This window comes from Myxococcus sp. CA040A, from assembly GCF_013336725.1.
GTDB lineage: Bacteria > Myxococcota > Myxococcia > Myxococcales > Myxococcaceae > Myxococcus > Myxococcus llanfairpwllgwyngyllgogerychwyrndrobwllllantysiliogogogochensis.
The window spans coordinates 680,523-695,182 of the sequence record NZ_JABUMR010000001.1 but is presented as its reverse complement, the minus strand read 5'-3'; the positions used below and the strand labels follow the sequence as shown (position 1 = coordinate 695,182).

Sequence of the window (14,660 nt, the reverse complement as noted above, 5' to 3'; positions counted from 1 at the left end):
ACCGCCGCCCTCGACTCCACTTCCCCGTCCGTCTCCTCCGGGACGCCCAAGCCGTTCCGACACGGGACACATCGGGTGATGTCGCCCGAGCAGACCCTGGAGCGCGTGCGACGCCTCATGCCCGTCCTGGGCATCACCCGCATCGCCAACGTCACGGGGTTGGACACGATTGGAATCCCCGTCGTCATGGTGACGCGGCCCAATGCGCGCTCGCTGGCGGTGTCCCAGGGCAAGGGCCTCACGCTCGCGGCGGCGAAGGCGTCCGGGGTGATGGAGTCCGTGGAGGGCTACCATGCCGAGCACATCTCGCTGCCCCTGAAGCTGGCCACGTACAACGAGCTGCGCTTCCGCTCGCCCGTGGTCGACGTGGCGGGACTGCCGCGCCTGTCGGTGAGCCTGTTCCATCCCAACTGGCGCATGCTCTGGGTGGAGGGCGTGGACCTGCTCGGCGGCGGTCCGCTGTGGGTGCCGTTCGACATGGTGCACACCGACTTCACGCTACCGCTTCCCACCGGAAGTGGCGCGTTCCTCATGAGCAGCAACGGGCTGGCCTCGGGGAATCACGTCCTCGAGGCGACGCTCCATGGGTTGTGCGAGGTGGTGGAGCGTGACGCCACCGCGCTGTGGCACGCGCGTGGAGAACGGAGCCAGGCCGCCACGCGGTTGGACCTGGGCACGGTGGACGACGCGGCCTGTCGCGAGGTGCTGGAGACCTATGAGCGCGCGGGCATGGCCGTGGGCGTCTGGGAGACGACGAGCGATGTCGGGGTGCCCGCCTTCGCCTGTTACATCGTCGACCGGGAGTCGGAGCCCTTGCGTCCCGTGGCTGTGGCGGGCGGCATGGGCTGTCACCCCTCGCGGGGCGTGGCGCTGCTGCGGGCGCTGACAGAGGCGGCGCAGAGTCGGCTCACGCGCATCAGCGGGGCGAGGGATGACCTGCACCGCAAGGCGTACGAGGAGGCTCGGGAAGGCGTGGTGGCGGAGCGGCTCCGGACTCGGCTGCGCGAGGAAGCGCCGGTGCGCCGCTTCCAGGACGCTCCCCATCAGGATGCGGAGACGTTCGAAGAGGACCTCGAATGGGTGCTGGCGAAGGTGCGCGCGGCGGGAGTGACACAAGTGGTCGTGGTGGACCTGACGAAGCCGGAGCTGGGGTTGCCCGTGGTGCGCGTGGTGGTACCCGGACTGGAGCCCACGCATGAAGCACCAGGCTATGTCCCGGGCCCTCGCGCACTGCGCGCCATGCGAGGGGATGGGACATGAAGGTGTTCATCTTCACGGGCCCCACGCTGCGCCCCGAGGAGGCGAGCCAGGAGCTGGACGTGGTGTACCTGCCTCCCGTGCAACAGGGTGACGTCTACCGGGCCACGTTGGAGAAGCCGGTGGCCATCGGCATCATCGACGGCTTCTTCGAGCATGTGCCCGCCGTGTGGCACAAGGAAATCCTCTGGGCCCTGGCGGAAGGCATCCACGTCTTCGGCGCCGCGAGCATGGGCGCGCTGCGCGCCGCGGAGCTGACGTCCTTCGGAATGGAGGGAGTCGGCGCCATCTTCGAGGACTTCCAGCGAGGCGTGCTGGAGGACGATGACGAGGTGGCGGTGGCGCACGCGAGCGCCGAGGACCACTGGCGGCCCCTGTCCGAGGCGATGGTGAACATCCGCGCCACGCTGGCGGCGGCTCGGTTGGGCGACGTGGTGAGTGAGAGCACTCGCGCGGCGTTGGAGCAACTGGCCAAGTCCCTCTTCTACGTGGAGCGGGTGTGGCCCACGGTGTTGACGCGAGCCGCGCAAGAGGGGCTTCCTGGCGCGGAGCTTGAGGCGCTCAAGGCCTGGCTGCCCCGGGGCCGTGTGGACGCGAAGCGCGCGGATGCGGTGGCGCTGCTGCGCGAGATTCGGGCACGGATGGAGGCGGGGCTCTCGCCCAAGCAGACGCGCTTCCCCTTCCAGCACACCGACGCGTGGGAAGAGGCACGGCGGCGCGCGGGCAGACAGCCGCTGCGCTACGCGGCGAATCCCCTGGAAGGAGTGTCGTCCGAGGCGCTGCTCGATGAACTGCGACTGCGTGGCGGGCTGAAGGAGGCGCAACGGTCGAGCATGGCGCGTGCGCTCGCCGTGGAGGAAGCGCGACGGCTGGGCCGCGAGCCGGGCATGGCGGAGCTTCGCGCGACGGAAGAGGCGTTGCGGCAGGAGCGGCAGCTCACCCCCGAGACGTTCGAGCAATGGAAGTCGGAGCAGTACGTCGACGATGCCCCGCGCCTGCTGCGCGACGAGTCTCACGTGCGCTGGGTGGAGACCCTCTTCGAGCCGGATGTCCTGCGCCACCTGGCGGACCACCTGCGCCTGACGGGCGAATACGGCGCGCTGGTACAGAGGGCCCGAGACAAGGAGCAAGTGCTCACGGAGGCGGGCCTGTCAGCGCCACGCCTGGAGGACGCGGGCATCACCGAGGGCGCCCTGTGGGCCTGGTACTTCGAGGAGCATCAGGGACGGATGGTTCCAAGTCCCATCCAGCAGGCCGCACGCGACGAGGGATTCCCGGACGTGGACTCCATGCGACGGGCCGCGTTGCGTGAGCTCTGCTACGTGCTCGCGAAGGCGGGGGCGGACGCCTGAACACAGACCCAGCCTTCCGCTGGGTCTTGATTCGCCAAGGCTTCAGCGCCTGCTCCGGTGGCTTCGTCCGTGACGAAGCCAGTGCCTGCTTCGGAGTCAGCTTCGTCGGCGGGTCGGCTTCTTCGTCGGAGGAGTCGCATCCGGCGCAGTGGCCCGCTTCTTCGTCGGAGGAGTCGCATCCGGCGCAGTGGCCCGCTTCTTCGTCGGAGGAGTCGCATCCGGCGCAGTGGCCACCTTCTTCGTCGCGGCGACCTTCCGCGCCGGAGAGGTCTTCCTCGGCGCAGCCACCTTCTTCTCCGGAGTCACCTTCGGTGCCGGCTTCTTCGCCGCGGCGGCGACCTTCCGCGCCGGAGAGGTCTTCCTCGGCACAGCCACCTTCTTCTCCGGAGTCACCTTCGGTACCGGCTTCTTCGCCGCGGCGACGACCTTCCGCGCCGGCGCGTTCTCGGAAGCCCCCTGCTCCACCGAGCCTGCATCCGGCCGCAGCACGAAGACACGGTCCAGCCGCCGACTGCCGCGTGCCACGGGTGAGCTCACGTCGTAGTCGAAGTCATACGCGGCCACCACGCTCAGCCCCGCATCGCGGAACAACTTGCCCGCCTGCGCCGCGTCGTACGTGCGGAAGAACCACGTCGTCTCGATGAGCCAGTCCTTCCCTGGACCGGTGATGCGCAGTCGGTTGCGCATGGGCGAGCGCCGCGCGCGCCTGTCTGGCAGCCCCTCATGGGTGTTGCAGACGACATTGTCCTTGCCCACGCGCCCCAACCAGCGCTCGTGCTCGGGCACGCTCCGCGAGTAGTCGGTGAGGTGGAAGCCGAGCACATAGATGCCGTTGGGCTTGAGCAGCCGTCGCGTGCCCTTCAAGTGCGCGAGCGCCGCAGCCTCGCTATCCAGGTAGCGGAAGGTGGAGACAAGGTTGTGCGCGACATCCACCTTCCCCTCCAGCGCGGGCTCGAAGAACTCCTCCATGCGCGACGGGGCCAGCTTCACCCGACGACGCTCCGCCGGAGTCAGCCGCTTGCGCGCATGCGCGAGCATGGCCTCGGAGATGTCGTAGCCCGCCACCTTCATGCCGCGACTGGCGGCCTCGGCCACCAACCGTCCCGCGCCACACGCGGGCTCCAGCCACTGCGAGCCTCCCGTTCCATGACGCGCGCTGAGCGCCTGGAGGAAATCCGCCTCCCGCACGGTGTCCGTGCCGAAGATGGCCTCGTAGTACTCCGGGTGCTCGTACCAGTCAGTGCGTTTTTCCATGGATGGGTGCCCGCTCGGGCGCGCGCATCCTCAGGTCCCGCGCGGCGAAAGCCAAGCCAAAGCGTGTCAGCCCCTCACGCGGTCCGCTGTTCTGACGACACCACGGGCGAGGCCGACGACTCGGACCCCGGACTCGACATCGCGTCACGCAGCCGAACCCCGAGCATCCGACGCAGCAGCACCACGCCCAGCGGCAGCGGCAACCACAGGGTGAAACCTCGCAGCAACATCACCGCCGTGAGCCCCACCTCCACGGGCACTCCCAGCGAGGACAGCGTCCCCACCGCGGTGGCCTCGAACGTCCCCACCCCTCCCGGGATGATGCTCAGGGTCATCACCAGCGTCGCCAGCATGAACGCGGCGAATACATCCGGAAAATCCACCGGGTGCCCCACGGCGAAGAACATGCACGAGAGCGTGAGCGCATCCAGCACGAAGGTCGCGAACTGCAACGCGCTCGCACGCACCAGCAGCCACTTGTCGCGCACCAACTCGGACGGAACCTGGGAGATGGACTCCAGCAGGCCACTGAGCCCGGGGATGCGCCGAGCCCAGCGCGGTGGCTGCCAGCCTCCGTGCCGCGTCAACCAGAGGATTCCGAAAGGCACCGCGCAAGCGAGCGCGGCGAACGCCGTGGCCAACCCCAGGATGGCCGCGTGGAGCTGCGCGCGGAACCAGATGATGAGGATGGAGATGACCACGGCCACGGCATGCGCCGCATAGAAGGACACCATGTCCACCAGCAGCGCGGCGGTCGCCACCCGAGGGGGTGCCCCTTCCTTCTGGAGCCCCTTCATCACCACCACCGAGCCACCAATCCCCGCCGTGGGCACCAGTTGGTCGAAAGAGAGCTTCATCAAGGCCAGCCCCGCGGTGCGCATCCACGGCGCCTTCACCCCCGCCGTGCTCAGCGTCACCAGCCAGCAGCCCGCCATCGTGAGATACGAGAAGACCTGGAGCACGGCACCGGCCAGCAGCCACTCCGGCCGCGCGCGCTTCAGCATCTGGGCGAACTGTCGCTCCTCCCCGAAGCGCAGCACCACGAACGCGATGAACGCGCCCAGCAGCACCACGCCTGGAAGCCAGCCCCATACGCTGTGATGTCGCGACGAGCCTTCCGCCGACGCGGAGGGCGGACCACCACCTGAGACGGCGTGTCCGTCATGCATGCGCCCACCCTCCCGTTCAAGGAGCGGAGACTCCCGCCGAGTCATCCCTGCGCGCCGAGGCCGCATCCAGCAGCCGCGCCGCCATGCGCATGAAGTCGGCCTCGGTGACGATGCCCACCAGCCGCCTGTCCCTGTCCACCACCGGAAGACAACCGAAGCGGTGGTCCAGGAGCTTGTAGATGCCGTCCCGCACGGGCAGGTCCGACCTCACCATCTCCACATCCCGTGACATGATGCGCGCGACGGAGATGGGCTCCGACTGATGCATCGCGAGCTGACGCGCCAACGCGCGAATCAAGTCACGATGACTCACCAACCCCACCAGCCGTCCCTCGCGCACCACCGGTAGGTGACGGATGTGGTTGAGCTTCAGCAGGTCATCCACGCGGACCAGGTCATCGGTCTCTTCCAGCGTGACGACATCCCGGGTCATCAGGTCGCCCACGGTGAGCATGACAAGGCCCCTTTCGCCGCGGTCCACGAGCCTCTCGCGCACCATGCGCCGCTCGGGCCGAGTCCCCTCAAGGGTGCGCCCGCGCCCCGGTTCGCGCAGCGACAGGGCGGGCAGGCGGGCGGGGGCCGGCGTCCCCTCATGCCCCGGGCGTTATGCGCTGGAAATCAGACGGTCATCCCGCGCCAGCTCACGCAGCCGCTCCTTCAGGCTCTTGAACTGTTGGCGAAGGACGGCCGCCTTCCGCTGGAGCCCCTCCGAGGACTGGGTGCCCCCCAGCTCCCGAGCGACGTCGAGCCAGGACATCCGACGGTCCACGCGCAGCAGCAGGAGGTTGCGCTCTCCCGGCTCCAACTGCGCGCGCAAGGAGCGGAAGCGGTCCTTCACAGGGGTCTGGAGCCAGGGTGCCGTGCCTGAACGCTCGACGTGCATGAGGTCGACCATCTCCCGGCTCGCCACCCGCTCCCGCCCCGGCGAGAAGGCGGTGGCCATCCGGTACGCGACATTCCGCGCCACGCGATAGGCCCACGTCCTGAAAGTACTCTCCCAACGAAAGCCTGGCAGGTCCCTCACCAGGCTCTCGCAGAAGATGCTGAAGGCTTCTCGCGCCTGCTCCGGCTCTCGCAACAACGTCCCCAGGAGTCTTCGTATCTCCGGGCCATATCCCTCCACCGCGGCTTCCACGGCGCCCGCCGTGTCCTCCAGGGTGCAGCGCTCGCGAATCCTCTGCTCCAGCGCCTCTCGTTCCTTCGGCGACATTCTTCACACCTCCGAGCGGATGGAATGGCTTGCACCGACATCGTGACGAACACAGGGGCCTGATGAATTCACATCCATGTCGTCGCGTCCCCATCCCAGTGGAACAGCGGCATGGCCGCCTCACCCCGAGACACCCGCATGCCTCTCATCCTCCTCGTCGACGATGATTCGACCCTCCTCGAAATCTACACCGAGGCTCTCGGGGAACTGGGCTGTGAGGTCGCCTCCGCGCCGAATGGTGAGGTGGCCCTGTCGCTCGCGCAGTCGCTGAAGCCAGACCTCATCCTCACCGACGTGATGATGCCGGGAATGAGCGGCCTGGAGCTTTGCGGGAGGCTGCGCACCGATGAACGGCTGTGCCGCATTCCGCGCATCGTCCACAGCAGCATGGAGTGTGGACCTGGCGCCGCGGATGAAGTCTTCCTGCGCAAGTCCGGTGAGCTGTCCGAGCTTTTGAAGTGTGTCTCCCGGAGTCTCGCCCACGGCGACCCGCCCTCCGAGCTGTCATCGGCGGCGTGAGCCGTCAGTCCCACTCCGCCAGCAGCGCACGCGCGGCCCAGGCATCCGCGAGCGCCTGGCTCCCTGAAAAGACCTCCTTCAGCGACTCCAGCAGCACGCGCGCCTCCGCCGCTTCGTCGGTGTGCCGCGCAAGCCTCGCCAGCTCCACCGCCGCGCCCAGCTCATGCAGTCGCGCGCCCGTGTCTCGAGCCACCGCGAGCGAGCGTCGGAAGCACTCGCGCGCCTCGCCCATGTCCCCTCGCAGCAACAAAAGCTGCCCGTGGACTCGCAACAACGTCGCCAGGGGATGGCGCGCCACGCGCCCTTCCACATGGACCCGCGCCTGACTCAAGGCGGCCAGCCCCTCGTCGACCTTCCCTCCCGCGAGGTATGCGCGAGCCAGCGTCGTCAGGCACGCGCCCTGGAGCAGCGTCGCGCCCAGCGAGTTCATCAACGCGATTCCCTCGTGGACACGCGCGATGCCGCCCTCCACGTCTCCGAGGACCGCCAGGGAGAGCCCGTGCAGGCAGATGCTCCCCACCAGAGGCAACGGAAAGCCGTACTCGACACAGAGGCCCACGGCCCGCCCTGACACCTCCAGCATTGTCGCCGGGTCTCCACGCTCCAGCGCCAGCATCGCTCCGAAGACGGACACCGTGGCGATGGCATAGGGATGGTTCATGGACTCGGCGAGGGCGAAGGCCTGCGCCTGCGTCGCGAGCGCGGTGTCGGTGTGCCCCAGCACCAGCTCGCTCACCGCCAGGTACATCAGCGCATGCAGGCACTGCTCGGAGGCATGACCCAGCCGCCCACCGCGAATCTGCGCGAGCTGCTCCGCCACTCCCTCCCGGCCCAGCATGGCCTTCACCTCCAGGCCATGGCTTCGACACGATGTGTAGTCCGCGCGCCAGAACGCCTGGCTGTTGAGCGCGCCGTGCAGCACCACGCGCGCCTCCAGGTCCGCGTGCTCGTCTCCCTGACAGCGGAAGAGCTCCGCGAGGCGGTCCATGCCTTCACCATCCCCTCGCACCAGCGCGATGTTCCACAGTCCCCAGAAGAGGGACGTGGGGATGCACTGAGACGGGTCACACAGCGCGGCGGCCCGCGTGAAGGCGTCCTCCACCTCGCGCGTTCCGAAGCCCTTCGAGGCCACCAGCGCCTGTCCCAGCTCGACGCGCAGCACGATGTCGAACTCATCGCGCTCGCGAGAGGGCGGCAACAGCTCCAGTTGCCCCAGCGCCCGCGAGTAGTGGCTGATGGCCTCCGGGAAGGCCGACTTCGCGCCCGCGAGCTGACCCGCGCTTCGCCAGAACTCTGCCGCCTGCCGAGTCAGCCCCGCGAGCGTGGCGTGGTGGGCCACCAGCTCCGGCTGCTCCTCCACCACCTCGGGGAACTGCTCGGAGAGCACCTGCACGACACGACCGTGGTAGCGCTGGCGCGTGCTGCGCAGGAGCGACTGGTAGGCCGCTTCCTGGATGAGCGCGTGTCGGAAGGCGTACGTGGTGCATGGCGGCTGGCCCTGCCGGAAGAGCAGTCCCGCCTCTTCCAGTCGCTCCAGCTCCGGCTCCAGTTCGTCTTCCCGGAGGAAGGACACCGCGCGCAGCGTCTCGTAGTTGAACTCTCGCCCCAGCGTGGCCGCGAGCTGCACCTGGGAGCGCTGCCGGGGAGGAAGCTGGTCCAGGCGCGCGAGGAGTAGCTCGTGCAACACCGCGGGCACCGCGGAGAGCGTCTCGCCCGAGTCCCCTCGCACGGCCTCCTGCTCCACCACCACCCGCGTCAGCTCCTCGACGAAGAGGGGGACTCCGTCAGTCCGTGACACCAGTCGCGCCACCGTCTTCGGCGTCAGGGCGCGCTGGCCCGCGACCTCGCGCACCAGCGCCGCGGTGGCCTCGGGAGGCAGGGGCTCCACGTCCAGGAACTGGAGCGCCGCGCGCTCGCTCCACACCTGCGTGACGCCCGGGCGCGCGGTGAGCAACACACACAGGCGAGTCCCCTCCAACCGCTCCAGCAGCACTCCGAGAAACTGGAGGGTGGAAGGGTCCGCCCAGTGCAGGTCCTCCACCACCAGCACCACCGGCCTGCGCACGTCCTCGTGACGGAACACCTCCACCAGGGCCTTCATCACCGCGGCCCGCTGCCGCTCACCGGACAGGTGCAGGAAGGGCGAGCCTTCCGGAACAGGCAGCGACAAGAACGAAGCGAGCGGACACGAGAGCTCCACGTCCACGCCCAGCACGCCCAGACGCTCCACCAGACGCGCGAGCTTGCGCTCGGGAGCGTCATCGCGGGCGAAGCCCAGGAAGCGCTGGAACCAGTCGATGAGCGGATGGAAGGCGCTGCCCGTTCCCCGCACGCCGCACTGACAACGCGCCCAGGTGCTCGTCCCCGGTGCCTCCCGGTCATGCAGCTCCTGAACGAGTCGCGACTTGCCGATGCCCGCGTCCCCTCGCACCAGGACGCCCACGCCGCGTCCACTCAGCGCATCGGCCCGCCACGTCGTGAGCCGCTGGAGTTCCTTCTCGCGGCCCACCAACGGCGACAACGCGCCGACCACCAGGGCCCGGTCGAACCGGCTCGCGCCCGGCCGCTCTCCCAGCGCTTCATGCACGTCCAGCCATGACGTGCCCGACAGTCCCTCGAAGGCCCAGGCCCCCAGTGAGCGCGTGCGGATGCGGCCTCTCACCAGCGCATGCGTGCCCTCGGTGAGCAGCACCGCGTCGGGCCCTGCCTGCGCGGCCAGCCATGAGGCCACCTTGGGCGCCTCGCCCTGCATGGGAGGCGCCGTGCCGTGCAGCAGCGGCGAGGCATCCGCCAACGCCACGCGGTCCGTGTGCAGCCCCACCTTCACCACCACACCCGGAGGCCCCAGCCCAGCGAGCTCACCGGGAAGCACCTCTTGCAGCCGCAGCGCCGCGCGCACCGCCCGCTCCGAGTCCCCCTCGCGCGCCACGGGGAAACCGAAGCACGCGAGCACCTCCGCGCCCACCGCGAGCGTCATCGCGCCCTCGTGCTCGTGGATGATGCGCGTGCAGCCCTGGTGGAAGGCGCCCTCCAACTCGCTGCAATCCTCCGGGTCCAGGCGCTCCATGCCACCGCGCTCCTGCGCGAGCCGGCACGACACCAGCGTCACCAAGCGACGACCGGAGATGCTCGAGCGCGAGGCCGAGTTGACGTCCAGCGCCAGCAGCCGACGCAGGCCGCGCAGTCGCTCCAGCAGCTCGCCTCCATTCGCGGGCCGCTCCGCCGGGTCCTTCGCCAGCGTCGAGGCCACCAGTCGCACGAGTTCCTCCGGCAACCCGGGGCATCTCCAGCTCACCGAGGGCATGGGTTGGGAGGAAGGGATGTGCAGGCGCAGCTCGGCGGCCTTCGAGCGCGGCAGCGGGTGCTCGCCGGTGAGCAACTCGTAGAGCAACAGCCCCGCGGCCCACACGTCGGCCCTCGCGTCCGTCGGCTCGCCCCGCCACTGCTCCGGAGCCATGTACGCGGGAGTTCCCGCGCGCGCGGCTTCGGGCGCCAGGGCGGGTCCGGCCGGTGAGCGCGCGAGGCCGAAGTCGAGCAGCTTCGCCCTGCCATCCGCGAGCACGAAGACGTTGGCGGGCTTGAGGTCGCGATGCACCAGGCGCCGCTCATGCGCATGCGCGAGCCCCGCGGCCACGTCCGTCATCAGGTCCAACGTGCGCCGCAAGTCGGGTCGCTCCCGGCGCAGCATTCGCTGCAGCGATTCGCCCTCCAGGAACTCCATCACCAGGAAGGGCACTCGCAGCGGCATCTCCTCGCCTTGCGCCAGCGTCCCGGTGTTCCAAGCGGACACGTCATGGATGCGGACGATGTTCTCGTGGTCCAGCCGGGCAATCGCCTGCGCCTCCTCGCGCAATGCGGCCAGCAGCGAGGGCGTCGCGAGGCCCCGGTGCGCGGCAAGGAACTTCAGCGCCACCGTGCGCCACAGCTCGTGGTCCACCGCGCGAAACACCTGCCCCATGCCGCCGCCGCCCAGCAGACCGAGGACCTCGTACCGACGGCCGTCCAGGCCTCCCAGCCTGTCTCCCGGGAGAGGCACCGGACTCGCGGAGCCTCCATGGATGAGGCCCTGGAGCACCGCGTCCTCGAACTCCGAGCCCGCGTGCGTGGGGGCATTCCCCGCGCCGAGGGAGACCCCGCCCGGGCCCTCCGCCACGCCACTGGGTGTGCTCATCGCTTCCGGCCCTCCGTCGAGGCACCGTCCGCCCGGCCGTCAGCCCAGGCGCGTGCGGCCCCTCCTTGGTGGAGAGAGCACCGAAGGACTGTTTGTGACGAAACTCCGGAGCGCGAGGATTTAGCGCACGAGCGAGCAGGCTCAGTGCGCCGGATGCCCCATCAGCCGCGCGAGCCCGAACATCAGGGCCAGTCCCACGAACAGCGCCAGCACGTTGCGGCCCGGCTGGTCCTTGCCGTGTCGATGCACGTGCGGCAGCAGGTCCGACACGGCGATGTAGAGGAACGTGCCCGCGGAGAAGGCCAGCGCCTTGGGCGCCATGCTCTCGAAGCGCAGCACCGCGTCGAAGGCGAAGTACAGCAGCGCTCCCGCCGGCACCATCAACCCGTACAGCACGGAGAGCAGGAGGATGGAGCTTCGCGAGCGCCCCTCCGTCTTCAGGATGGAGGCGAGCGACAGCGCGGAGGGGACCTTGTGCGCGACGATGGCCAGGAGCGCCATCAACCCCACGCCCTCCTCCACCGCCGAGCCCAGGGCGATGCCGTCGAACAGCGTGTGCGTGGACAGCCCGAGGAACGCGGTGAGCCCCAGCACCTGCCCGGCCTGCGCGGGGGAGCGCCCGCTGCCGGACATGTGGTCTCCGGGCAGGTCCTCACCCGCGTGCGCCACCAGGTAGCGCTCCAGCACGAGCAGGAAGACGAAGCCCGCGGGCACCAGCGCGAAGGCCCACCAGCCCCCGCCCTCGTACGCCTCCGGCAACATGTGGAAGAAGGCCGCGCCCAGCATGACGCCCGCGGCGAAGGCGAGGAAGCGGACCAGCTGCGTGGGCCGCTGATTCCACAACACCACCATCGCGCCAAGCAGCGCGCCGATGACGACGATGAGGGAGTAGAGGGCCACCGTGGCCAGGACCGACATGGGGCGCGCACCCTACAACAAAACCGCCACAACAAAACCGCCGACTCAGTAGCGCCGCACCACCACCAACCCCACCCGGCCCGGCTTCACGTCCACCGTGTGCTCCGACACCCGTCCCCCGGCCTCTACACGGACCGTGTGGCTCCCCGCCGGCACCCGGAAGCGCGCCACCTGGAACTCAGCGGGCAAGGAAAGCCAGGAGCGCAGGTCTGGCGCATTGCCGGCATTGAGCAGGAGGAAGGCCAGCACGCCCAGCTCCTCGCTCTTGGTCGCGGCGCCGAGGCCCGCCGCCAGGCCCGCCTTCACCGCCACGCTGGCGAGCTGCTTGGCCAGCATCCCGCCGATGCGGGTGTCCAGGTGCAGCCGCGCGACGTCCGCAAGGGACGTCACCGTCACCGCCCGCTCGTCCTGGTCTCCCAGCTGCACACGCACCGACGGCGCGCTGCCCCGGTCCCGGTAGACGGGCACCTCGATGAGATTGCCGCCAGTGCCGTAGTCGCGGGACGTGGGCTGCTTCTCCGGCGACAGCCCCGCTTCCACCACCACGACGACCTGGGACTCGTCGCGGGCCAGGGGCGGATGGGCCACCTCCGGGTACTTCTCCTTCAGCGCCGCGTAGACGTCATCGCGGCCGGTGTACTTCGACAGCCGCAGCAGGGGCTCCACCAGCGCGCCCAGCCGGGGCTCCAGCTCGTACGCCTTCGCGTAGTCGATATAGGCCGAGTCCCAGTCGCGCTGGTCCTCGCGGATGACACCGCCCAGGTAGCGGGCGATGGCGAGCTGCTGGTACGGCTTCTTCTCCTCGGTGACCATCTTCTGGAGGCGCTCGTTGACCTGACGCACCTCCACCATGGCCGCCTCGTCGTCTCCCAGCTCCGCGTAGTTGAGCGCCTGGACGACGGAGATCATCAGCTTCTCGAAGTCCTCGCCGCGATAGGCGCGCTGACGCTCGTTCGTCACGAGCGCCCCCGCCTCTTCGCTGACGGAGACGCCGTCGAGCCGCGCGCTGAGCTGCTCCGCCTCCTCCATCACCTTGTTGCTCTCCGCCCACTTGCCAGCGGCGTGCAGCACCATGCCCTTGTCCAGGAGCACGAGCAGCGCGTCCTTCTCCGAGCCCTCGTTCGAGACGGCGTCGAGCCCCGCCAGCGCGCCCGGATAGTCTTCCGACTGATAGGACATGCGGACGCCGCGCGTGCGCGCCACGTAGTCGCCCGCGCAGCCAGTCAGCAGGAGCACGCTCGCCAGCGCGAGCACGCCCCCACCTCGAGGGCGCGCCAGGTGGCGGAGAAGAGAGGTCATGAGCAGTCGAGCCTTCGCGTGGAGCCAGCGGCTTGCGTCAGCCTGCTACCAGCTGACGCCGCGCTTCTCGAACTTCTTGCGGATCTGCTTCTCGTCCGTCCACTCGATGAGGCCGGTGCGCACGTTGCTCAGCTTCGCCGTCATCTTGTAGTACACGAGCTTGTCGCGGCCGACCTCCTGGATGATGGAGGCCAGGTCTCCCGTCATCATGAAGTCCACGGACACCTGCGCGCCCGGGCCCTTGGCCGCGTTCGGGTCCACGTAGCCCGACTGCTGGTACTCGTACTCCTCCGCGATGTCCTGGCGCGCGGCCTGGTCCACCATGGCGAAGCGGCCCGTCTGCGCGAGCGCCGTCTGAATCTTGTCGCCCAGCGAGCGCATGTCGATGTGCTCGGACGTGCTGTTCTTCAGCTTGCCCACGAGGACGATGGGCAGCGAGCCGTCCGGACGCGGCGTGGAGAAGCGCGGCGAGTTGGCCAGCGACTCCGCCATCTTCTTGGCGATGAGCTGCAGGTCATTCTCGTTGAACTGGTCCGACAGCATCTCGATTTCGTTCGGGTCTTCGTACGACCCGCGCGTGTACGCGCGCGGGCCACTGCACGCGACGAGCGAGGCGGCGAGGCAGGCGGTCAGGATGAGGCGATGGGTCTTCATGGTGCGTATGACTCCTAGTTCCATTCGCATTCGAAGCGGCTGCCCTCGAAGTTCCATTTGTAGTTGAGCACCGCGTCACGGCGGTACCCCGCCGTCAGGCGGCACAGGCTCATGAGCGAGGCGCGGGGATAGTCGAAGGTGTAGCTCTGCGACTTCGTCCGTTCCTGCGGAGTGAGCTGGGAGGGATGGGTGAGCGTGGGGCTGGCGCTGGCGACCACCAGCACGTTGTGCTTGCCGTACGTCTTCAGCGGCACCCGCCCGGAGAGCTGAACGCGGCGCACCGTGCGCGCGACGAGGATGTCGCTGCGGTCCACCGTCGTCTCGTGGCGGTTGCGGCGCTGGAGCAGGTCCGTGATGTTGGCGCTGAAGACGCGGGTGAGGTCCCCGTCGTCGACGAAGAAATAGAGGAACGCCTCGCGCGCGACGCGGCTCTCACCGGTGAAGTCCATCGTCACCAGCAGCTCCAGCTCCCGGTTGGGCGCGATGCCGTGGCGCGACACCGCCGCGAGCACGTTCTTGTCCACCCCGGCCTTCTTCAACTTGATGAGGCCGTCCGCGCTGGCGTCACATGCGCAGCGCCGCTCTTCAATCATCTTCACCAACTGCGCGGGCTCGAAGCCGGCCTGGGACAGCTTGGTCAGCTCCTCGTCCGTGAGGGGAAGCTGGTCCGAGCGCTCGTAGATGCGCGGCAGCTGGTTCGGGTCCCACTGGATGATGTTGTAGGTCTGCGTGGTGCCCGTGGGGAAAGGCAGGGAGACCTGCGGACCTCCTCCCGTGGAGGAGAGGCTGACTGGGGCCTGACTGGAGGCCAACGCCAGCGTGGCTGCGAGCACTTGGGCAATCATGGCGAGCGACCT

General features: G+C 69.1%; 12 protein-coding genes. 3 read left to right on the top strand and 9 right to left on the bottom strand.

The features are described from left to right. Positions 1 to 78 precede the first annotated feature (78 nt). Together HUA75_RS02865 and HUA75_RS02860 are read left to right on the top strand one after the other, a co-directional pair. The gene (locus HUA75_RS02865; RefSeq protein WP_305794723.1) at positions 79 to 1,260 is read left to right on the top strand and encodes a YcaO-like family protein; all 1,182 of its coding nucleotides are present in this window, start codon (positions 79 to 81) and stop codon (positions 1,258 to 1,260) included. Beyond that, positions 1,257 to 2,609, top strand: coding sequence for a TfuA-like protein (locus HUA75_RS02860; protein WP_174485468.1), 1,353 nt, complete (start codon positions 1,257 to 1,259; stop codon positions 2,607 to 2,609). The genes HUA75_RS02865 and HUA75_RS02860 overlap by 4 nt, the downstream gene beginning before the upstream one ends. A gap of 96 nt (positions 2,610 to 2,705) precedes the next feature. Here the strand turns inward: HUA75_RS02860 and HUA75_RS02855 are convergent, their stop codons facing one another. The 4 genes from HUA75_RS02855 to HUA75_RS02840 all read right to left on the bottom strand — a co-directional run bounded on the left by HUA75_RS02855 (position 2,706) and on the right by HUA75_RS02840 (position 6,242). Next, positions 2,706 to 3,863, bottom strand: a complete 1,158-nt coding sequence (locus HUA75_RS02855) for a methyltransferase domain-containing protein (RefSeq protein WP_371746042.1) — start codon at positions 3,861 to 3,863, stop codon at positions 2,706 to 2,708. Positions 3,864 to 3,937: 74 nt separating this feature from the next. After that, positions 3,938 to 5,032, bottom strand: a complete 1,095-nt coding sequence (locus HUA75_RS02850) for a lysylphosphatidylglycerol synthase transmembrane domain-containing protein (protein ID WP_254627346.1) — start codon at positions 5,030 to 5,032, stop codon at positions 3,938 to 3,940. Positions 5,033 to 5,048: 16 nt separating this feature from the next. Then, entirely contained in the window at positions 5,049 to 5,486 is a 438-nt protein-coding gene (locus HUA75_RS02845; protein ID WP_174485466.1) for a CBS domain-containing protein, read from the bottom strand. Positions 5,487 to 5,636: 150 nt separating this feature from the next. Next, positions 5,637 to 6,242 (bottom strand): RNA polymerase sigma factor, encoded by a 606-nt coding sequence (locus tag HUA75_RS02840; RefSeq protein ID WP_141647888.1) that lies wholly within the window; start codon positions 6,240 to 6,242, stop codon positions 5,637 to 5,639. Positions 6,243 to 6,380: 138 nt separating this feature from the next. On the opposite strand from HUA75_RS02840, the gene HUA75_RS02835 reads away from it, so the two are divergent. Further along, positions 6,381 to 6,761: a PleD family two-component system response regulator gene (locus HUA75_RS02835; protein ID WP_174453087.1), complete on the top strand. Its 381-nt coding sequence runs from the start codon at positions 6,381 to 6,383 to the stop codon at positions 6,759 to 6,761. Between the two features lie 4 nt (positions 6,762 to 6,765). Here HUA75_RS02835 and HUA75_RS02830 read toward each other — a convergent pair whose 3' ends face one another. The 5 genes from HUA75_RS02830 to HUA75_RS02810 form a co-directional block, all read right to left on the bottom strand. Beyond that, on the bottom strand, positions 6,766 to 10,932 hold the full coding sequence (locus tag HUA75_RS02830; RefSeq protein ID WP_174485465.1) for a protein kinase: 4,167 nt from the start codon (positions 10,930 to 10,932) through the stop codon (positions 6,766 to 6,768). Positions 10,933 to 11,073: 141 nt separating this feature from the next. After that, complete coding sequence (locus HUA75_RS02825; protein ID WP_141647885.1) at positions 11,074 to 11,850, bottom strand: ZIP family metal transporter; 777 nt, start codon at positions 11,848 to 11,850, stop codon at positions 11,074 to 11,076. Between the two features lie 45 nt (positions 11,851 to 11,895). Then, positions 11,896 to 13,149, bottom strand: coding sequence for a COG3014 family protein (locus HUA75_RS02820; RefSeq protein WP_174485464.1), 1,254 nt, complete (start codon positions 13,147 to 13,149; stop codon positions 11,896 to 11,898). A gap of 45 nt (positions 13,150 to 13,194) precedes the next feature. Continuing rightward, complete coding sequence (gene lpoB / locus HUA75_RS02815) at positions 13,195 to 13,803, bottom strand: penicillin-binding protein activator LpoB (RefSeq protein ID WP_141647883.1); 609 nt, start codon at positions 13,801 to 13,803, stop codon at positions 13,195 to 13,197. Between the two features lie 14 nt (positions 13,804 to 13,817). Beyond that, positions 13,818 to 14,648: a hypothetical protein gene (locus HUA75_RS02810; RefSeq protein WP_141647882.1), complete on the bottom strand. Its 831-nt coding sequence runs from the start codon at positions 14,646 to 14,648 to the stop codon at positions 13,818 to 13,820. Between the last annotated feature and the right edge of the window lie 12 nt (positions 14,649 to 14,660).